Raw genomic sequence first — 19,974 nt, 5'->3', positions numbered from 1 at the left:
TCAGCATCCTTACCACCCCCGCCCAAAACCGCCCTATCCTTAATTGATGAGCCACTCCGCCGAATCGACCATTGCCTTCGAGGGCCACTTCGCCCGCGACTTCCCCGAGCTGGCTGTTCCGTGGCGGGCGGAGGTGGCCCCGGATCCGCAGCTTCTGCTGGTCAATGAACCACTCGCCGTCGAACTTGGCTTTGACCCTGGTTTCCTGCGGAGCCCGGAGGGCATGCGGCTGCTGATCGGCAACGCCCTGCCGGAGGATGCAACCCCGGTGGCACAGGGGTATTCCGGGCACCAGTTCGGTTCTTATTCGCCCAGGTTGGGGGACGGGCGCGCACTGCTTTTGGGTGAGGTCGCCGACGCTGACGGGAAGCTACGCGACATCCATTTGAAGGGTTCCGGCCGGACGCCATTCGCGCGGAACGGCGATGGCCGGGCCGTCGTCGGACCCATGCTGCGCGAGTACATCGTCAGTGAAGCGATGCACGCCCTGAATATTCCGACCACCAGGTCCTTGGCTGTCGTCGCCACGGGCCTATCGGTCCAGCGCGAGACGGTCCTCCCGGGCGCGGTCCTTACCCGCGTGGCGAGCAGCCACATCCGGGTGGGCAGCTTCCAGTACGCGAGGGCCGGCAACGACATCGAACTGTTGCGCCGCCTGGCCGACCACGCAATCGAACGCCACCACCCGTCGTCGAGCACTGCAGACAACCCGTACCTCGCCCTGCTCAAGGGCGTCATAGCGGTCCAGGCGCGGCTTGTAGCCCAGTGGATGCTGGTGGGCTTCGTCCACGGCGTCATGAACACGGACAACATGACGGTGTCCGGCGAAACCATCGACTACGGTCCATGCGCCTTCATGGACGGGTTCGATCCCGGTGCGGTGTACAGCTCCATCGATGAGCAGGGTCGGTACGCCTACCGCAACCAGCCGGTGGTGGCCGAGTGGAACCTGGCCCGGTTCGCGGAATCGCTGGTGCCTTTGATCCATGATGACGAGGAGCAGGCGGTGGCGCTCGCCGTCGAAGCACTCGGCGGTTTCCGGCAGCAGTACAGTGCTGCCTGGTTCAGTGGCATGCAAGCCAAGCTGGGGCTTCCGGAGGGAATTGACGACGCCGTTGCGTCGCCTCTGGTGGATGACCTCCTGAAGCTGGTCCAGGAGGCGCGCGCCGATTACACCTCGTTCTTCCGCAACCTCGGCAAGGCGGCCCGCGGGGATGCCGAGCCCGTCCGCGGCGCGCTTCTCGATCTCCCGGCGTTTGACGACTGGCTAGGACGGTGGCGGGCCCAGAAGCCCGACGCTGATGCCATGGACAGGGTCAACCCGATCTACATCCCGCGGAACCATCTTGTGGAAGAGGCTCTCGCGGCTGCGACGAACGGGGACACCGGCCCGACGGCGGAACTGCTGGAGGCGCTCAGCTCGCCTTATTCGGAACGCCTTGGACTGGAGAAGTTCGCGGTTCCGGCGCCTGAGAGTTTCGGCCCGTACCGGACTTTCTGCGGCACGTAGGTTAAATGCCAAGGGGAAGCGACCCGGCTGGGTCGCTTCCCCTTGGCATTGTCCTTTGCCTTTAGCTCCAGACGGCCCTGACTACCATGTCTGCACCGGCAGCCAGGTGGTTGCCGGTGTGCCCTGCATCCAGAACACAGACATCCTCTGATTCAGGCGCGCCTGTTGATACAAGGCATTCTGCTGCCCTGAAGCTAAGAAGGTCTACGGGGAGGCTGTCGCCTATTCGAAGTTCACTCATGATGCCCTTTTGCTTGGTCCGGGCGTCGCAGTACGTCACGCTGGCCCGGGGTGTGGAGATACGACTTTTCTAGCGCCGGACTTCATCAGCGTTAACTCCATACTGCCTTGCCGCGGAGGGTTCCGTCTACGCAGGCCCCTGAGAGCTAGTGGAAGGGGGTGTCCCGCACGATGGCCATGAGTTCGTCGCGGAGTCCCTCGGAGTCCAGATTGATGGTGGAGAGCACCGAGTTTTCCTGGCCGTGGGACTGTTCCAACAGGTCAAGGCCCAATGGGGTGATCGACACCAGTTGGCTGCGTCGGTCAAAGCGGTTGGGTTCTTTGAGGATGTATCCGCGGGCTTCGAGCCTGTTGAGGAGCGGGCCCATGGTCTGCGCCTGCACGCGGACGTTCTGGGCAAGTTTTCCAGGGGTGATGGGCCCACCCGTTGCCACGGCATCGAGGGTGAGCACTGCCGGATAGGTGAGGCCAAGTGGGCGCAGTTTTTCGTTCCATGCCAGCTCCACCAGTCTCGCTGCCGTAGACAGCAACCGGCTGGTTGGCCAACGGTCCATATCAGGCATTCAGGCACCCCCGGCCTATCGCAAATAGTCAGCTTGCTTACTATGCTACATCAGTCGTTGGACGTAAGGGCGGTGGTCAACCGGCGACCCTGAATTGTTCAAGTACAACAAGCGATGAGGCGGTGATGGTGAAATCCTCGCCAAGCTCCGCCTTCATTGGCTCTGATGACCAGAATTCGGTGTGGCCGACCAGCCAATCTGTGACCGTACCGTACCCCTCTCCTTCGGCCAGCACGTGATCCAACGGAACATCGCGGAGTGGGACGATCCGGACCGCGGTAGTGTGAATCACCGCCACCCTCTGTCCATCCGAATCGATGACCGCACCCCTGTGCCCGACAACGGGCAGCGGTTCGTTGCCGACCTCGTATTCGTGGAGAAGGGAAGTCGTAGCAGTCTTGCGGCCAGCCAGGATCGCACTGACCAAGCGATCGCGAAGTGGCCCGGGGAAGGCGAATTCAACGATGGGGAGCTGTTCATGCATACGAACAGCTAATCACTAAGTCAGGAGAGCTCGAACGCCGGCCGTCCGCCGCTTCGCTCGTCGCTGTGCACTTGCAAGGCCCGGCGCATGGCCTGGCGGTTTTCTTCCACCGCTTCGAGGTTGCCGGCCACCCGGTAGAGGTCCGCGGCCCACTGGAACTCGTCTGCAGCGGCACGGAAACGGGCTTCGTCGAACAGGCGGCGGCCAATGTGGTGGCGGACGTAGGCTTCCTCGTCGGGTGTCCGAACGGTCCGGAGCGCCTTTTCGTGAAGAACTGCGGCATCGTGCCAGCGGTATTGCCGTTGGTAGACCTGGGCGAGAATCAGCAGCAACTCGCGGCGGTCGGGGGAGTCGGGTAGAAGCTTGAAGCCTTCGTCCAGGGCTTCAGTGTCCCGGCGGAGCAAGCCCAGGTACCTTACGCGCTCCATGGGCGGACAATCGCCGGCCAGTGCAGCTTCCAGTGCGGCGCGGTCGATCACCACGTCGCGGAATGTCGAAGGGTCAGTACGCCAAAGACTTGCAGTATCTTCCACCGTGATGTGCCCCCCATAGGACTGTTACGGAGCCGACTGTGTTGCAGCCGCCGTCGATGGCAAGCTGCGGAAGTCTCCATAATCTCATGAAGTGACCACCCCGCAAGCCAATCGTCAGTGGAGCTGGCTGTCAGGGGGAGTAACCCGCCAGGAGTGGAACGGAACGGTGAGTCCGGCGCGGGTGGGGGCGCAGGTGAATGGGCCGGCGAAGGCGGCCAGCTCCGGGGCGAAAGGAACCACGCGCACCAGTTGCAGCGGGCCGGTCCCCGCCGCGGCCCGAATGGTCAGTGCGTCGCCCGAGCGGCTGATGCGCACACGTACCCGGCCGCCGTTCCATTCCGGGACCGGCGCCAAAGACCAGTCCGAGAAACGGTCGGTGACCACTGCGCCCAGTTGAGCGGCGCCGTCGGCGAATTCAACGCCTGCCTTGACCCAATGCCCGGCGCTGACTCGGACGAAAATCCCCGCCTGGTCGAACTGCTGCGAGAACGCGGCGGTGAACTCAACCTCCATGGCGCTGTCCAGCGGAAACGGGGCAAGCAGCGCGTGTTCGGTATCGTGCACGAAACCGTAGGAGGTGACGCGCCAGGCGTCGCTGCCTTCGGCCGCGGTGACCAGCAGGTCAGTTCCATGCTCGACGACGTCGGCCGGCTGGTTGGTCCACTCGCCGCGGCTCCACGCTAGTTCCGTACTCACAGTGCTCCTTGTTTCCCGCGATCAGTGACTCCACTTTGACACATGGCACGACAGTGCCAATTGCGCGCGTACGGGTAGGTAGTTCCTAATGCCGACGGAGACAAAAGGCAAGTACCGATTACTCGGGCGCAGGGCAGATAATTGTTCTTTACTAAGTCCAGCGGATCACCGCAGGGGCAGGAGACGGTTACGTAGGAGGTGCAGGATGGAACAGATTGAGTTGGACGACAGCGTCCTCCGTCTGGAAAAGGGTGTCCTGCATCTGGTGTGGAACCACGGCGTGCGCATCGAAGCGGGGAACGCCCGTGCGGCCGTGGATGCCGTCAATAGACTTGCGGACGGTCGGAAACTCCCGCTGCTGGTGGACATGGCTGCCACTGGGTTCCTGAGCCGTCGGGCGCGGGAGGTCTTCGAGGAACCGTGCGCCGCGTCCAGGATCGCGTTACTGGGAGAGAGCCCGGTGGACCGCACCGTGGTCCAGTACCAGCTTCACACCAGCAAGGTTCCGTGCCCCACCATGTTTTTCACGTCGCGACTGGAGGCGTTGGGATGGCTGGCTGAAGCTTCCACTGCTGAGGGCGCGTCTGTTTCTGCCGGGCGGCCTACCGGCTTTCGATAGAGATCCCCGGGAGCGGGCTTGCCGAAGCTGCACACCCGGCACAGCAGGAATCTGTTGCGTCCGTTTCCTTGGTGCCGGTAGTGACCGATTCACCCGTGCCTTTCGGGTGCTGCACCACAGGTGCGCAACAGCTGTCCCCCTGCCAGGCGTTGATGCCTTCCCTGACGGCGATGCCGGCTATGACCAGTGCGGCGCCGGCGTCCGCCCACCACCACCCCAGGGTGCTGTTGAGCACCAGTCCGATCAGCAGGACGGCAGAAAGGTACGTGCACAGGAGCGTCTGTTTCGAATCGGCGACGGCGGTCCTTGAGCCGAGCTCCCGGCCCGCGGTGCGCTGTGCCCAGGACAGTACCGGCATGATGGCCAGGCTAAGGGCGGCAATGATGATGCCTGCGGTGGAGTGCCGGGCTTCTCCGGCCCCTGTCAGCGAGCGGACGGCGTCGAGGGCCACGAACGCGGCCAAGGCAAAGAAGGAAAGCGCGATCACCCGGAGGGTGAGATGTTCACGCCGTTCCGGATCCTTGCTGGAGAACTGCCAGGACAATGCCAAGGCGGACGTGACTTCGATGATTGAGTCGAGACCGAAGCCGACCAGCGCCGAGGAATCCGCTACGCCGCCGGCCCACAGCGCCACAGCGGCCTCGATGACGTTGTAGCTGATGGTGGCCGCAGCGAAAATCCGAATGCGGCGCATCAAGGTGAGCCGGCGCACGGGGTGCATTGTTCCTTGGAATGTGCTCATGCGATGCAGCTCCCGTCGGGTGCGCAGCAGGCGGGATCGACGGAGAGGACGACGCTCATCAGGTCCTTGATGGCATGGCCCAGCCGGGGATCGGCGAGTTCATAGCGGGTACGGCGGCCGTCGGGGATCGCGACCACCAGTCCGCACCCTCTCAAGCACGTCAGGTGATTGGACATGCTTTGCCGTGATACGCCAATCGCGTCTGCCAAGTCGGACGGGAAGGACGGAGCCTCGGCAAGGGCCAACAGAACCTTGGCTCGGGTGGCGTCCGAGATCGCGTAGCCAAATCTGGCGAGGACCGGTGCGTTGGAGAGAACCTGCATAACTTTACAGTACATCGATGAGTGTATTCATCCAATGATGTACCTAAGGCCGTTACGCGGCTCTTTCGGGTTACTGCAGCTAGTCCTCGAAGTTGAGCTTTCCGTCGCTGCTCCCGGTTACCCTTTCAACAATCTCTTCGGCTACGACGCGGAGTTTCTGGTTTCGGTGGCTGGAGGCGGTGGTCAACAGCTGGAACGCCTCGTCGTGTCCACAGCGGTTCTGGGCCATGATCACGCCGCAGGCAAGGTCAATCACTGTTCTGCTGGCCATGGCGGCCTTCAGGTCCGTATTCAGCTGCTCTGTGGCTTCGATCCGGATGGCAAGGCGCAACGTGCTTCCGGCAACGTCCGCGAAATCGGTTGCCTCCCTGATGACGTCCTCGGTGAAGAGTCCCGGCGCCGGCGCGAAGAAGTTCAGAACTGCCTCCGAGGTTTCGCCCAGCATCATAGGCACCCCGAGGGCGCTGTGGACGCCTTCTGCTGCAAGGAGCCGGCTGTACTCGGGCCAGTCGATGTCAGTTTCGACGTCGGCCAGCAGCACCGGGCGCCCCTTGTCCAGGGCTTCCAGGCAGGGACCCTCCTTGAGGGTTTGTTCAATATGGTCCAGGTGCACAGCCTTTTCACTGCTGCCCGCAACGGTGGCTGTGCGTTTGCGCCGGCGAAGTGTCACAGCACAATCGATACGGGCTCCGCTGGCTTGGCTGATGGCAGTTGATGCGAACCGGGTCAGGCCATCGAGGATAGCCTTGATGTCCGCGGAGCCAGCCACCAGCTCGTGGAGCCCGCGGATGTGCTCGGTAGGGTCAAAGGTCTCCATGCGCCTAATGGTAGGCCACTCCAGCCGCGCCTGCTCCCTGCCGCAGCCCCCTATCTCCCTGCTCTGGCCCCCTAATGCTGGTGTGCGCGCAGGGGCTCAGGATGGTGCGTCTCCGGCGGGCGAACATGCTGCGGGAGCGTCGGCGAAGGTGAACCAGTCCGGGAGGGCCGCCGTGTACGCCTCGCGCACCTGGGGATTTTTGGTTGCCGTCCAGTCCACGGTGGCCTTCACCTCAACCTCGTTCTTGTCCCATTCGAACCAGTTGATCATTTTCAGGGCGGGGTAGTCCGTGGGGATGGCCGGATCGAAGAGCTGACCCCACCAGGCCTCTTTAATGGCCAAAGCGTCGGCACCCTCGCCTGATGCGACCGTGAGGGCCGCAGTCTCAGGAATGGCCACGGGTTTGTTCCGGGCGGTCCCGTACTCGGTATAGAAGTCCGGGACGGCGAGATCGTCGCCGCCGGCACCGTTGTAGTTGCCGGTCAGTTGCTGAAGGAATTTGCCCTGTTCGGGAATGACGTTGGCACCCCAAGGGTAGGTATTGCCCCAGTGGTAGAGGGACATGCCCACCCAATCCACTGCATCATCCCCGGGGTAGTAGGGGGCGTAGGGATCGTCAACGCCGGTGACTTCGCCATCTTTGTTGGTGTCCAACGCAGCGAACTCCGGTGTTCCGGCTACGGCTTGATACTTACCGCCGCTAAAGGGGTATCCGCCGCCATAGTTCGGCGCCCACATCATGGCGCTTCCTGCGGCCTTTGCATGAACTGCTGTGGCCACGCGCTGATAGGCGGCCACGTAGGCCGTGGGTTGCTGGCCCCAGGCATACCAGGACCCATTCATCTCGTGGGCGAAACGGACGATGACGGGAACGCCTGCGTTGTTGAATCGGGCCAGCATGGTTGACAACTCGACGGCAACCTCCGGTGTGACGGAAGCCAACCCTTGCTTGGGCTCGAGGGTGAGGAGCATCGTCCCGCCGTTGGCACGGATCTGCTCGAACGCGGCTTCAACGTTCCCTCTATCTGTCCCCGACATGGGAAAGTCGGTGAACGTCACCGTGACAGCGGGCCGTTGCCCAAGGTTCGCCGCGTATTGCTCAAGGGTTTCGTGCTCCCAGTCCAGATTCACGCCGGCCAGAATGCCTTCAGGTGGTGCCGAAGGAAAGGCGGCCCGGCACGTGGGGAGCGGCGAAGTGGTGGAGCCTGGCTGTGGTCCAACGCAAGCGCTCAGGGAACTCCCCAGCAGGGCCGCGCCAGTGACAGCAGCAAATAATTTACGGGCTCCCAAAATCATGGCTTTCAATGTAGCAGCGCACCTGTAGCATCATCATCATCACCGCATTCCCGCGTAGAGGAGCCGGAAGCCATGTCTGAGATATCCGATGGAACTGCCACCACTACCAGCAAGACATTCAGTCGTGAGACGCGGGTAGCCACTCTCATCGACGCGCCTCCCTCCAAGGTGTGGCGGCTGTTGACCGACGCCGGGAATTACCCCACGTGGAATTCCACGGTGGTGTCCGTGGACGGTGAGATTGCCCCGGGATCGAAGATCACCTTGGTGTCCACGTTGGACCCCAGCCGCACGTTCAAACTCAAAGTCAAGGAATTCCAAGCGCCTGCCAAGCTCGCCTGGGGTGACGCTCTGGGAACCCGGACTTACACCATCACCGAGACCAACGACGGCCGGTCCCGCTTCGAGATGGCGGAGAAGATAGGCGGGCCCATCTTCCCGCTCTTCGCCAATAAGATTCCGTCCTTCGACGCCAGTTTCACCCGGTTCGCCGCAGACCTGAAAGCGGCTGCCGAAAAAGCTTGAGAATGACGACGGCGGTGCGGGCACCTGCCGGACTCAGGGGACAAACCTGTAGCCCATCCCTGGCTCGGTGATCAGGTGCCGGGGGCTCCCCGGTTCTTTTTCGAGTTTTCGGCGGAGCTGGGCCATGTAGACGCGGAGGTAGTTGGCTTCCTTGGCATAGGCCGGTCCCCAGACTTCCGTGAGGAGTTGTTGCTGGGTGATGAGCTTGTCCGGGTTCCTGACCAGGATGTCCAGGATGTTCCATTCCGTGGGTGTCATACGGACGTCCTGGCCGGCCTTGGTGATTTGCCTCTTGCCCAGGTCCACTGTGAAGGAGCTGGTCTCAACCCTGGTGATCTCTTCGCTGGGTTCGGTGCTTCGGCGCAACAACGCCCGCAGCCTTGCCAGGAGTTCCTCCAACCCGAAGGGCTTGGTGATGTAATCGTCGGCGCCTGCGTCCAGGGCTTCCACTTTGTCGTTGGAGCCGTGCCGGGCGGAGAGCACCAGAATCGGTACAGCACTCCATTCACGAACTGCAGCGATGACGGCGTTCCCGTCCATGTCGGGCAGGCCGAGGTCCAGGATCATCACCGCGATGGGCCGCTGGGCGGCGGCGCGAAGAGCGGACTCTCCATCGGTGGCGGTCACCACCGTGTATCCCTGGCCTTTCAAGGTGATGGCGAGCGCCCTGACAATGTGGGGGTCGTCGTCCACGACCAGAATGTTCACTAGGGGCCTTTCGGGGCAGGCAGTGCGGTAACAGAGGGAGCCGCGGGGCGTTGCGGCAGGTCCGGGGCGGGACCTGTGGAGAGGGGGAGCCTGATGAGCATGGTGAGCCCGCCTCCGGGTGTTTCTTCGGCGGTGAGTGTGCCACCCATGGCCTCGGTGAATCCTTGGGCTACGGCAAGGCCCAGGCCCACGCCTGTGGTCGCGGGAACATCGTCCAGCCGTTGGAAGGGCTGGAACATTTTCAGGACGTTGCTGGCCGGGACGCCTTGGCCGTGGTCAATGATGCGCAGTTCGCCGGCGGGCCTGCCGTCCAGGGTTGTGGTGCTGAACCCTCCCGCGGCGCCGGCGATGACCACCTCGGAGTCAGGGGCGTATTTCACGGCATTTTCCACGATGTTCGCGATGACCCGTTCCAGCATGCCGGCGTCGGCGTCCACTTCGGGCATGTTGGGTGGCAGGTCCACCCTGACCCGTCCAGGTGCGATGCCGTGCAGGGCGGCGGGGATCACGTCGTACCAGCGCAGGGGCTTGATGAGGGCGTTGACGGAGTCTGAAGTGATGCGGGACATGTCCAGCAGATTGCCGACCAACCCGTCCAGGCGGTCCGAGCATTCGTCGATGGTGGCCAGCAGTTCCTGCTCTTCGTCCTCGGTGTACTGCACGCCGGGCTGGCGCAGCCCTCCAACAGCGAGCTTGATGCCCGCCAGGGGTGTGCGGAGGTCATGCGAGACGGCCCTGAGGATAGAGGTCCGCATGGTGTTGCTTTCGGCCAGCCGCGTCACTTCCCGGCGGGTGGCGGCGAGCTGGCCGCGTTCGAGCAACGCGGACAGATGCGCGCCGAAGGCTCCGAGGAGCCGACGGTCGCTGGCGGGCAGTATCCGGCCGCTGAGGATCAGCCTGGTGGTGCTGTCCACCTGTTCAATGTTGTCGACGTCGTCCTGGTCACCTTGGGTGCTGCCCGCGGCAGCGACGCGGCGCCATTCCGGCTCTGCTGGGGACGGCCGGAGCTGCCGGTTGTCCGCGGCGGAGGAAACGTACAGTGCCGCGCCGTGGACCTGGAAGACTTCCAGTGCTTGTTCCAGGAGATCCTGCACGGGGTCTTCTGCGGTGGTTGCCCTGCGGGTGAGGTCTGCCAGGGTGGCTGCTTCAGAGCGTGCGCGTGCTGCCTCCTTCGAGCGCCGAGCGGAGAGGTCCACCACCACCGCCACCGCGGAAGAAACTCCGGCGAACACCAGGAGGGCCAGGAGGTTCTGTGGGTCACTGATGGTCAGTGTCCCCATCGGCGGGATGGAGAAGTAGTTCACCAGGACGCTGCTCCAGAGCGCACCCAGAAGGGCGGGCCACAAGCCACCCACCAGGGCAACGGCTACCGAGCCGCTGAGCTGGATCAGCACTGCCGTGGCAATGTTGTGGGTTGGGGCCGCCGCAAGCACCAGCTGCAGCAGCACCGGAACGATCACGGCCATGGCAAAACCAACGGCTACACGCACGCGCCCGAGGTCGCGTTTTCGGGTGCGCTCCAGGCCGCGGCCTCCCAGGGGGTGGGAGACCATGTGGACGTCGATGTCGCCGGATCCTCTGACGACTCGGCTTCCCACGCCACCGCTGAGCAGGTTCGCGGGGAATTTGCGGCGTGATACTCCCACCACGATCTGGGTGGCGTTCACACTCCGGGCAAAGTCCAGCAGTGCCTTGGCAGGGTCTTCTCCGGAGACCGTGTGGTAGCTGCCGCCGAGGTCCTTAATCAGGGTTCGTTGAGCTTCCAGGTCCTGGGGGGACTCGGCGGACACACCGTCAGCGGCCCGGACGTGGACGGCCAGGAGGTCACCGCCGTTGACCCTCTTGAGGATCCGCGCGGCACGCCGGATCAGTACTTCGCCTTCGGCGCCCCCGGTCAGCCCGATGACGATGCGCTCGCGGGCAGGCCAACTTTCCTCGATCTGGTTCTCTGCCCGGTAGCGCGCCAATCCTTCGTCCACGCGGTCGGCGAGCCAGAGCAGCGCCAGTTCCCGCAGTGCTGTCAGGTTGCCCACCCGGAAGTAGTTGGACAGGGCGGCGTCGATCTTGTCGGCATCGTAGATCTTGCCGTCGCCCAGGCGTTGCCGGAGCAGCTCAGGCGAAATGTCCACCAGATGGATCTGGTCAGCGCGGCGCACGACGTCGTCCGGGACGGTTTCGGCCTGCTTGACGTCGGTGATGGCGCTGACAACATCGCCCAGCGAGGCCAGGTGTTGCACGTTCACCGTGGACAGGACATTGATGCCGGCGTCCAGCAATTCCTCAATGTCCTGCCAGCGCTTCTGGTTCCGGCTCCCGGGAATGTTGGTGTGGGCATACTCGTCCACGACCGCGGTGTGTGGGCGCCGGGCCAGGACCGCGTCCAGGTCCATCTCTTCGAAGGTGCTTCCCCGGTACTCGATGGACCGGGTCGGCACGATCTCAAGCCCCTGGGTGAGCGCTTGGGTATCGGCGCGTCCGTGGTGCATGGCGAAGGCCACCACCACGTCCTCGCCGCGGCCCAGCAGCCTGTGGGCTTCTTCGAGCATTGCGTAAGTTTTGCCGACGCCCGGTGCTGCCCCCAGAAAAATCCTCAGTGTTGCCCGCGCCATGTCCTCATTCTTCCACTCGGGAACCGAAGCTACTCACGGGTTCGCGGCCAGCCGGGCGACATCCAGATTCAGCAAGGTCACGTTGACCGACGGCTGGCTGAGGAAGGCCTCGAGCCCGCTGCTGGTCTGCTGGTCCACCAAGGTCTGAACGTCGCCGGCTTCGAGTCCGTGGGCTTTGGCAACCCGCTGGACCTGGAGATCCGCGTAGGCCTTTGAAATGTGCGGGTCCAGCCCTGATCCGCTGGCCGTGAGGGCATCCGCCGGAATGTCGGCTGGGTTGGCGCCCTCTGCTGCCGCGATAGCTGCACGGTTGCTGTTCACGGCGTCCAGGAGTTTGGGATCGTTGGGTCCAAGGTTGCTGGCCGAGGACGACGCCGGGTCCCACATGACGGCGGACGGCCGGGCGTGGAACCACTGGGGGCTCTGCGTTCCTGACTCGTCCGCCATGGTCTGGGCTATGAGCGCTGATGCTGCCGGCCGCCCGGCGGAGTCCTTCACGATGGATCCGTTGGCCTGGAACGGCGCAACCAGCTGCCCTGCGCCGAAGACCACCAGGGGGTAGAGCAAACCCAGCACGATGGTTGCCAGCAGCAGGAACCTGGCTGCGGTGCCCGCTTGGCGAAGGTATCCGGAAATGGTGTTCATGGATGGCTCCTAGCCGATGCCTGGGATGAGGGACAAGACCAGGTCGATGAGTTTGATTCCGAGGAACGGGGCAACCAGACCGCCCAATCCGTAGAGCAGCAGGTTCCGGCCCAGGGCCTGGTTGGCTGACACTGCCCTGTACTTCACGCCCCGCAATGCCAAGGGGACCAGGACAATGATGATGAGGGCGTTGAAGATCACGGCTGACAGAATCGCCGACGCCGGACTGGCCAGCCCCATGATGTTCAGCAGTCCAAGCCCGGGGAAGGCTGCTGTGAACAGCGCCGGGACAATGGCGAAGTACTTGGCAACATCATTGGCCACGGAGAACGTTGTCAAAGCTCCCCGGGTAATGAGCAGCTGCTTGCCGATGCCCACAATGTTGATCAGTTTGGTGGGGTCCGAGTCGAGGTCCACCATGTTGGCTGCTTCTTTGGCCGCCGGCGTACCGGAGTTCATGGCCACTCCCACGTCCGCTGCCGCCAGGGCCGGAGCATCGTTGGTGCCGTCTCCGGTCATGGCCACCAGGCGTCCTTCACCTTGTTGCCTGCGGATGACGTCGAGTTTGTCCTCGGGCGTGGCTTCGGCAACGAAGTCGTCGACGCCGGCCTCCGCCGCGATCGCTTTGGCCGTCACCGGGTTGTCACCGGTGATCATGACCGTTCGGATTCCCATGGCGCGCAGCTCGGCGAAGCGGGCTTTCATGCCCGGCTTGACCACATCGGCAAGGTGAACTGTTCCCAGAACCCGTGCGTCGCCGTCGTGCGTGCTTTCGGCTACCAGCAGCGGGGTGCCGCCTTGGGCGGAAATCTCCTGGACGCGACGCTGGACTTCAGCCGGGAGGCGGCCGCCGGCGTCGGTGACAAAATGCCCGACGGCGGACGCGGCGCCTTTGCGGATGAGGCGACCGTCCAGGTCCAGCCCGCTCATACGGGTGCTGGCGGTGAACTCCACAACCGTGATGTCCGAGTAGGCGGTGCGCAGTCCGGCGAGGTCGGGACCGCCGATACCGCGGGCATCGGCAAGCTCCACGATGGAGCGGCCTTCCGGTGTTTCGTCGGCCAGGCTGGAGAGCCGGGCGGCGGCGGTGAGTTCATCGAGTCCGACGTCGTTGGCCGGGAAGAAGTTCACGGCACGCCGGTTCCCGTAGGTGATGGTGCCGGTCTTGTCGAGCAGCAGTGTGGTGATGTCGCCGGCTGTTTCCACTGCCCGGCCGGATGTTGCCAGCACGTTGTGCTGCACCAGCCGGTCCATTCCCGCGATGCCGATGGCCGGAACCAGCGCGCCAATGGTGGTGGGGATGAGGCAGACCAGAAGCGCAACCAGCACGATGGGAGACGGAGTGGCGTTCGCCAGTGATGCGAAGGGCGCCAGGGCCATGGTCACTACCAGGAACACGATAGTCAGTGAGACGAGCAGGACGTGAAGGGCGATCTCGTTGGGGGTCTTTTGCCGGACGGCGCCCTCCACCAGCTTGATCATCCTGTCGATGAACGTCTCTCCGGGCTCGGCGGTGATGCGCACGACGATCCTGTCGGAGAGGACCTTGGTTCCGCCGGTCACCGAAGACCTGTCGCCGCCTGACTCTCTGATGACAGGTGCTGATTCGCCGGTGATGGTGGACTCGTCCACGCTGGCCAGGCCTTCGATGATTTCGCCGTCGGAGGGGATGACGTCCCCGGCTTCGCAGATGACGACGTCGTTGAGCTTCAGGTCAGTGCCGGCCACCACTTTGGTGCTTCCATCGTCCTGGCGCAGCCGTGCCGTGACACCCTGGCGGCTTGCCCGGAGGCTGTCCGCCTGGGCCTTTCCGCGGCCTTCGGCGATGGCTTCGGAGAGTGTTCCGAACAGCACCGTCAACCACAGCCATGCGGTGACTGCGATGCCGAAAATGTCCGGCTTCACGGCGCTGATCACGGTACAGGCCGCTGCTCCCACCAGCACGACGAACATGACGGGGGAGTGGACCATTTGCCGGGGATCGAGCTTCTTGAACGCGACCGGGAGGGCAGCCCGAAGCGAGGCGGCATTGAGCTTGGCCGGTGCCTTGGTGTGGTGCTTGTGTTCCGATGGAGCAGGCGGAGCGTCAACGGGGTGGCCGGGTTTTTCGGTCTCCGCGGCCGGAGCCGTGCTGGAGTTGGTCATTTGATAAGTCCTTCTGCGAGGGGGCCCAGAGCCAGGGCGGGGAAGTAGCTGAGCGCGGTGAGGATCACGGTCACGGCCAGCAGGAGTGAGCCGAACAGCGGGCCGTGGGTTGGTACCGTCCCGGAGGAGACCGGGATCTTCCTTTGCCGTGCCAGGGAACCTGCGAGCGCAAGGACCAAGGCGATGGGAAGGAATCGGCCCAACAGCATGGCGAGCCCCAACAGGGTGGAGAGGTAGGGGCCGGAGCTGGTGATGCCGCCGAAGGCTGAGCCGTTGTTGTTGGCACCGGAGGTGAAGGCGTAGAGCAGCTCACTGAACTGGTGCGGTCCTGATGCCGGGGCATTGGCCATCACCTCCGGCAGGAGTGCCGAAACAGCGGCGAGTACCAGCACCAGGGTGGGGGTTACCAGGATGTAGAGGGCCGCGATTTTCATTTCGCGGGGGCTGATCTTCTTGCCCAGGAATTCCGGGGTCCGCCCCACCATCAGCCCTGCGATGAAGACGGCGATGATGGCCAGGACCAGCATGCCGTAGAGCCCGGATCCTGTTCCGCCGGGTGCCACTTCGCCGAGCATCATGTTCAGCATCGCGACGCCGCCGGCCAAGGGAGGCAGCGAGTCGTGGGCGACGTTCACCGCTCCGGTGGAGGTCAGGGTTGTGGACGCGGCGAAGATGGAACTGGCCGCCGGACCCAGGCGCTGTTCGAAGCCTTCACCCAGGCCGCCGGCCGCCGCCGTCGCCGTTCCTTGTGCGGAGGAGACGGCCCACGCCATGAGGCACGTCGAGGTCAACCAGAGTGCGCCCATCACAGCGGCGACGGTGTAGCCCTGGCGCTGGTCTCCCACCATCCGCCCATACATGTACGGCAGTGCGGAAGGGATGAGGAGGATGAGGAAAACCTGGAACAGGCTGGTGAAGACGCTCGGGTTTTCGAAGGGGTGGGCTGAGTTGGCGTTGAAGTAGCCGCCTCCGTTGGTGCCCAGGACTTTGATGGCTTCCTGTGAGGCCACGGGACCGCCGGGAATGGTCTGCGCGGTGCCGGTGGCGGCGTTCGTGACGTCGGTGGACCAGAAGTTCTGCACGACGCCGCCAATCACCAAGGCGATGGCCGCTACGGTCGCGATGGGCAACAGGATGCGGAAGGAAGCGCGGGCGAGGTCCACCCAGAAGTTGCCCAACCTGTCTGTTGTGGTCCTTACGATGCCGCGGATCAGGGCCACAACCACCACGATTCCCACTGCGGCAGAGAGGAAGTTCTGCACGGCGAGCAGGCACATCTGGACGAAGATGCCCACGGTGGCCTCGGGAACGTATGTTTGCCAGTTGGTGTTGGTGACGAACGAGATCGCCGTGTTCATGGCGACCCATGGGTCCACGCCCGGCAGGGAGTTGCCGCCCGGGAGCACGCCTTGGAGACGCTGCAATGCGAAGATCACAAGAATGGAGATCAGTGAGAAGAGCAGAACGCTGCGCAGATATACAGACCAGCTCTGTTCAGTCCCGGCGTCCACTCCGGCCAGGCGGTAAAGGACCTTTTCAGGCTTTGAGTGTTTGGTACCGGAGAAGACCCGGGCCATGTACACGCCCAAAGGCTTGTGCAGGAGAGCGAGGACCAGAAGCAGTACGGCTATCTGGGTGATGAAGGATGCAGTGCTGAAGACCACTCGGGGTCACCACTTTTCCGGGTTGAGGAGCACTGCCAGCAGGTACCCTGCAACGGCCAGGCCAAGGATGAACAGACTGACCCACATGATCGCGTCCGCGTTCATCGCCCACTCACCGGGCCTTCGCCGTCCACCATCTTGCCCAACAGGTGGGCCACCCACATCACGATTCCCATGCTCACCACAAGAATCACCACAACAGCCACGTCGGCCACTGGAACGTCCTTTCATCAGTGCCCCGATTGCGGGGCTGATGACAGTCAACTCCCGCAAAAGTGGTGAAAAGACGTTCCTTACGGTTCCTTAATGCGGACGTGGGAAATCTTGATGCGCTCTTAACGCGGGGGCGTTAAGGATTCGTCAAGATCTGCCTGCTTCCCGCCGATCCATAGCTGATCGGTGCTAGCTTCGGCACGGAAGCCTACCCATTAGGAAGATCGGGCATGACTGAACGCTCCCTCATCCGCCGCAGCCCGCTGCAACTGGCTGTTGCTGACCAAGGGCAGCGCTTGGTGTCGGGGCTGCTGCATCCGGTCCGTCTGGTGCCTCTGGCTTTCCTGGCGGTGATCATCGTCGGCGCGGGCGTGCTGATGCTGCCGATATCGAGGACAGGCGACAGCGGCGATATCGTCACCACAGCGTTCTTCACCGCGGTGTCGTCTGTGTGCGTCACCGGTCTGATCACCGTTGACACTGCTACGTACTGGACGCCTTTCGGGCATGGGGTGATCCTGGCACTGATTCAGGTGGGTGGCTTCGGGATCATGTCCCTGGCAACCCTGTTGGCATTGTTTGTGCGGAAGACCATTGGCCTGCGTGGCCAGCTGGTGGCCCAGTCCGAGACCCACACCCTGAACTTCGGCGACGTGAAGTCCGTCCTTTTCAAGGTCCTCAAGATCATGGCTGTTTTCGAGGCGTGCACGGCGCTCATCCTGACAGCACGTTTCTGGATCGCTTATGACGACAACCCCGGCACGGCCCTCTGGCATGGGGTCTTCCACGCGATTTCCGCCTTTAATAACGCAGGCTTTGCCCTGTACAGCGACAACCTCATCGGATTCGCTGAAGACCCCTGGATCATCGTCCCCATTTGTGCCGCCATCGTTGCTGGAGGACTGGGTTTCCCGGTGATCATCCAGCTGTTCAGGACCGGTCTCAAGTTCAAGAACTGGACCGTCCATCTCCGGCTGACCGTCTACGGTTCTTTGCTGCTGCTGGGCGCAGGCATAGTGCTCTTCGCGGCCTTCGAATGGAACCGCCCGGAGACGCTGGGGCCGCTAAGTTTCACCGGCAAATTGTTGGGTTCCCTGGCAGGAGGCGTGTTTCCCAGGACGGCCGGTTTCAACAGCATTGACTACGGCGTCGCCACCCCGGAAACGCTGATGGTCACCAACATTCTGATGTTCATCGGCGGCGGGAGCGCAGGAACCGCCGGCGGCATCAAGATCACCACGTTCCTGGTCCTGGGCTTCGCCATCTGGAACGAGGTTCGCGGACGCGAGCAGGTCACCATCGCGCACCGCTCCATCAGCTCATCCACCCAACGGCAGGCGCTCACCGTGGCCTTGCTGGGTGTAGGGGCCGTTGTCCTGGGGACACTGCTGCTCCTCATGGTTACCGACTACAGCCTGGAGAAAGTGCTCTTCGAAACCATCTCCGCGTTCGGCACGGTAGGCCTAAGTACAGGAATCACCTACCACCTGCCGCCCACCGCAGAATGGGTGCTGATGGCCTTGATGTTCACCGGCCGCATCGGCTCCGTCACCGTTGCCTCAGCCATCGCGCTGGCATCCCGGCCGAGGTTGTTCATGCTCCCCGAGGAACGGCCGATCATCGGTTAGGCACCGGGGATCACGACGGCGTTGCTACCGCCGGCTTTTGCGTGGGGTCTGCGCCGGGTGTCATCCCAAGGAGGAAGTCCTCGTACCCCGAACGGACTACCCAAGTGAGCACCCTGGGGTGACGCGCTCGCCGCCGGGACAAGCGAGGCTGGATACAGGGCGCACGGCGCGCACTGGGAAGGCATGTTTGAAGAGGGCAGTAAAGAAATTACTCGTGACAGTCTCTGCGATTGGAGCCGCGGTGGCGCTGGGGTTGGCGACCACCAGCGTGGTGAACGTGGTGGCGAGCAATTCCGAGAGCAGCAGGATTGAATCCTATGGTCAGCGGGTGGAGGTGGACGGCAGGAAGATCAACGTCCTGGTGACCGGCAGCGGCATCAAGGACGTCGTCCTGTTACCGGGCTTTGGAACGTCGTCGCCTGTGCTGGACTTCGCACCCCTGGTCCGCGACCTTTCCAAGGACCATCGGGTGATTGTGGTGGAGCCCTTGGGCTACGGATTGAGTGATGGCACTGACCGGGACCGGACTACCGAAAACATCGTGCAGGAAGTTCATGGGGCCCTTCAGGCTCTCAACGTCAATCGCTACATCCTGATGGGACACTCCATCGCCGGTCTCTACGGCATCGACTACGCCAACCGTTACCCGGAGGAAGTCAGCGCCTTTGTCGGCATTGACACCTCCGTCCCGGGGCAACCAGGCATGGATACAGAGTTCCCTACAGGCCTGATGTCTGTCGCGAAAAACCTTGGCCTGCTCCGGCTGATCACAGCTGTGACCAGCTCCGACGACAACCCCGTTTATACCGAATACGCGCGTGAGCAGATGCAGATGCTCACCAACCGGAATTCGATGTCTCCCACGTACCTGAACGAGATGGCCCACATTTCCTCGAACTTCAAGAACGCCCTGGGCACGGCATTCCCGAAAGATCTGCCGCTGCTGCTGTTTGTTGTTGCGGAGAACAAACAGACCCCGGAGTGGCTTGACCTGCATCGGGGCCAGGCTGCCAGCGTCACTGACGGGACGGTGGTGCCCCTGCCGGGCGAACACTACCTCCACCACACGCACGCGGGGGAGATCGCGGATGGGGTCAGGAAATGGGAGGTGGGGCGGCGGTAGCGTACGCCTTCCTGCCCACGGTGGGGCGAGCGTACGCTGAGGCCATGGAGTCCGAAGTCAGGACCGTATCTCTGAGCACCGGGATCAGCGTGCCTTGTTTCGTGCAAGGGAACCTGGAACAAGCAGCCGACGACGGCGGCGCCCCACTGCTGCTCCTGCACGCCTGGGGCGAGTCCTGGCGGAGTTTTGATCGCCTCATTGCTTCGCTTCCTGAATTTGTGATTCTCGCGCCTGATCTGCGAGGTCATGGTGCGGCCGACAAACCGGCAGACGGCTACTCGCTTTGTGAAGTTGTTGAGGACGTCGTTGCCGTGTTTAAGGCATTCGGAGCCAAACAGGCACATGTCCTGGGGTCATCCAGTGGTGGTTACGTCGCCCAGCAACTCGCTGTCTCTCATCCGGAGCTTGTTGCATCCTTGACGTTGGTAGGCGCGCCGCTGACTCTCCACGGAAGGCCGCCCTTTGCGGCCGAGGTGGAGCAACTGACGGATCCGATCCCAGAGAACTGGGTTCGTGAGTCTTTGGCCTGGTACAGAATGTTGCACACTGTGCCGGCCGCATACATCGAGGACCGGGTACAGGACGGTCTGGCCATGCCAGCCTCGGTTTGGAAGACTTCACTGCGGGGATTCTGCGAGGCCGTTCCTCCGACAGAGACCGGCAACATTACTGTCCCGACGCTGATGCTTTGGGGCGCCCACGATCACCTGGTGCCGCGACAGCATCAGGAAACCCTGGTTGGTCGTATCGAGGGCGCACGAGTGCAGATCTACGAGGGGACCGGTCATCTGGTGCTCTGGGAGTGTCCGGAGAGAGTCGCCGAGGACTTGAGGAGCTTCCTCGGAGAGCTGTTCGAACGCCCGTAAGTTCGCCGACAGTGGCTCGAGCTGC

General features: G+C 63.2%; 20 protein-coding genes. 6 read left to right on the top strand and 14 right to left on the bottom strand.

What is annotated here, in order from left to right:
• The first annotated feature begins 46 nt into the window (after positions 1-46).
• A complete protein-coding gene (locus PV760_RS01925) occupies positions 47-1,510 on the top strand; it encodes a protein adenylyltransferase SelO (protein ID WP_354627027.1) in 1,464 nt (487 codons plus the stop codon).
• Between the two features lie 386 nt (positions 1,511-1,896).
• Here PV760_RS01925 and PV760_RS01920 read toward each other — a convergent pair whose 3' ends face one another.
• The 4 genes from PV760_RS01920 to PV760_RS01905 form a co-directional block, all read right to left on the bottom strand.
• Entirely contained in the window at positions 1,897-2,313 is a 417-nt protein-coding gene (locus PV760_RS01920; protein ID WP_026267045.1) for a MarR family winged helix-turn-helix transcriptional regulator, read from the bottom strand.
• A gap of 76 nt (positions 2,314-2,389) precedes the next feature.
• The gene (locus PV760_RS01915; protein ID WP_354627026.1) at positions 2,390-2,797 is read right to left on the bottom strand and encodes an ASCH domain-containing protein; all 408 of its coding nucleotides are present in this window, start codon (positions 2,795-2,797) and stop codon (positions 2,390-2,392) included.
• Positions 2,798-2,817: 20 nt separating this feature from the next.
• Positions 2,818-3,279, bottom strand: coding sequence for a hypothetical protein (locus PV760_RS01910; protein ID WP_018776905.1), 462 nt, complete (start codon positions 3,277-3,279; stop codon positions 2,818-2,820).
• A gap of 165 nt (positions 3,280-3,444) precedes the next feature.
• Positions 3,445-4,026 carry a DUF1349 domain-containing protein gene (locus PV760_RS01905; protein ID WP_354627025.1) on the bottom strand — a complete coding sequence of 194 codons (582 nt, stop codon included), beginning with the start codon at positions 4,024-4,026 and terminating at the stop codon, positions 3,445-3,447.
• 205 nt (positions 4,027-4,231) lie between these two features.
• Between PV760_RS01905 and PV760_RS01900 the strand changes: the two genes are divergently transcribed.
• Positions 4,232-4,645: a DUF7793 family protein gene (locus PV760_RS01900; protein ID WP_039242673.1), complete on the top strand. Its 414-nt coding sequence runs from the start codon at positions 4,232-4,234 to the stop codon at positions 4,643-4,645.
• Here PV760_RS01900 and PV760_RS01895 read toward each other — a convergent pair.
• The 4 genes from PV760_RS01895 to PV760_RS01880 form a co-directional block, all read right to left on the bottom strand.
• Positions 4,629-5,387 carry a cation diffusion facilitator family transporter gene (locus tag PV760_RS01895; protein ID WP_354627024.1) on the bottom strand — a complete coding sequence of 253 codons (759 nt, stop codon included), beginning with the start codon at positions 5,385-5,387 and terminating at the stop codon, positions 4,629-4,631. The two genes, PV760_RS01900 and PV760_RS01895, sit on opposite strands and share 17 nt — an antisense overlap.
• Positions 5,384-5,710 carry an ArsR/SmtB family transcription factor gene (locus tag PV760_RS01890; protein ID WP_110503748.1) on the bottom strand — a complete coding sequence of 109 codons (327 nt, stop codon included), beginning with the start codon at positions 5,708-5,710 and terminating at the stop codon, positions 5,384-5,386. Before PV760_RS01890 ends, PV760_RS01895 begins: the two co-directional genes overlap by 4 nt.
• 79 nt (positions 5,711-5,789) lie before the next feature.
• Complete coding sequence (locus PV760_RS01885) at positions 5,790-6,527, bottom strand: GAF and ANTAR domain-containing protein (RefSeq protein ID WP_018776902.1); 738 nt, start codon at positions 6,525-6,527, stop codon at positions 5,790-5,792.
• A 96-nt stretch (positions 6,528-6,623) separates the two neighbouring features.
• Positions 6,624-7,823, bottom strand: a complete 1,200-nt coding sequence (locus PV760_RS01880) for a glycoside hydrolase family 26 protein (RefSeq protein ID WP_354627023.1) — start codon at positions 7,821-7,823, stop codon at positions 6,624-6,626.
• Positions 7,824-7,895: 72 nt separating this feature from the next.
• On the opposite strand from PV760_RS01880, the gene PV760_RS01875 reads away from it, so the two are divergent.
• Positions 7,896-8,348, top strand: coding sequence for an SRPBCC domain-containing protein (locus tag PV760_RS01875; protein WP_354627022.1), 453 nt, complete (start codon positions 7,896-7,898; stop codon positions 8,346-8,348).
• A gap of 33 nt (positions 8,349-8,381) precedes the next feature.
• Here the strand turns inward: PV760_RS01875 and PV760_RS01870 are convergent, their stop codons facing one another.
• From PV760_RS01870 to PV760_RS01845, 6 genes are read right to left on the bottom strand one after another with little or no spacing between them, the layout of a single operon-like run.
• The gene (locus PV760_RS01870; protein WP_079580903.1) at positions 8,382-9,056 is read right to left on the bottom strand and encodes a response regulator; all 675 of its coding nucleotides are present in this window, start codon (positions 9,054-9,056) and stop codon (positions 8,382-8,384) included.
• A complete protein-coding gene (locus PV760_RS01865; RefSeq protein ID WP_354627021.1) occupies positions 9,056-11,665 on the bottom strand; it encodes a DUF4118 domain-containing protein in 2,610 nt (869 codons plus the stop codon). The genes PV760_RS01870 and PV760_RS01865 overlap by 1 nt, the downstream gene beginning before the upstream one ends.
• A 33-nt stretch (positions 11,666-11,698) precedes the next feature.
• Positions 11,699-12,310 carry a K(+)-transporting ATPase subunit C gene (kdpC, locus tag PV760_RS01860; protein ID WP_110503751.1) on the bottom strand — a complete coding sequence of 204 codons (612 nt, stop codon included), beginning with the start codon at positions 12,308-12,310 and terminating at the stop codon, positions 11,699-11,701.
• Between the two features lie 9 nt (positions 12,311-12,319).
• Positions 12,320-14,455 carry a potassium-transporting ATPase subunit KdpB gene (kdpB, locus tag PV760_RS01855; protein ID WP_354627020.1) on the bottom strand — a complete coding sequence of 712 codons (2,136 nt, stop codon included), beginning with the start codon at positions 14,453-14,455 and terminating at the stop codon, positions 12,320-12,322.
• Positions 14,452-16,119 carry a potassium-transporting ATPase subunit KdpA gene (gene kdpA / locus PV760_RS01850; protein ID WP_354627019.1) on the bottom strand — a complete coding sequence of 556 codons (1,668 nt, stop codon included), beginning with the start codon at positions 16,117-16,119 and terminating at the stop codon, positions 14,452-14,454. The genes kdpB and kdpA overlap by 4 nt, the downstream gene beginning before the upstream one ends.
• Before the next feature lie 6 nt (positions 16,120-16,125).
• Positions 16,126-16,224 carry a potassium-transporting ATPase subunit F gene (locus tag PV760_RS01845; protein ID WP_079580898.1) on the bottom strand — a complete coding sequence of 33 codons (99 nt, stop codon included), beginning with the start codon at positions 16,222-16,224 and terminating at the stop codon, positions 16,126-16,128.
• Positions 16,225-16,562: 338 nt separating this feature from the next.
• Here PV760_RS01845 and PV760_RS01840 point away from each other — a divergent pair, with 338 nt between their 5' ends.
• From PV760_RS01840 to PV760_RS01830, 3 genes are all read left to right on the top strand, one after another.
• On the top strand, positions 16,563-17,960 hold the full coding sequence (locus PV760_RS01840) for a TrkH family potassium uptake protein (RefSeq protein ID WP_354627018.1): 1,398 nt from the start codon (positions 16,563-16,565) through the stop codon (positions 17,958-17,960).
• A 214-nt stretch (positions 17,961-18,174) separates the two neighbouring features.
• Positions 18,175-19,083: an alpha/beta hydrolase gene (locus tag PV760_RS01835; RefSeq protein WP_354627017.1), complete on the top strand. Its 909-nt coding sequence runs from the start codon at positions 18,175-18,177 to the stop codon at positions 19,081-19,083.
• A 44-nt stretch (positions 19,084-19,127) separates the two neighbouring features.
• Entirely contained in the window at positions 19,128-19,949 is an 822-nt protein-coding gene (locus tag PV760_RS01830; RefSeq protein ID WP_354627016.1) for an alpha/beta fold hydrolase, read from the top strand.
• Positions 19,950-19,974: the final 25 nt, after the last annotated feature.

Source organism: Paenarthrobacter sp. CC6 (assembly GCF_040560085.1).
In the GTDB taxonomy this organism is placed as follows: domain Bacteria; phylum Actinomycetota; class Actinomycetes; order Actinomycetales; family Micrococcaceae; genus Arthrobacter; species Arthrobacter nicotinovorans.
This window is presented reverse-complemented; position numbering and strand designations above follow the sequence as displayed.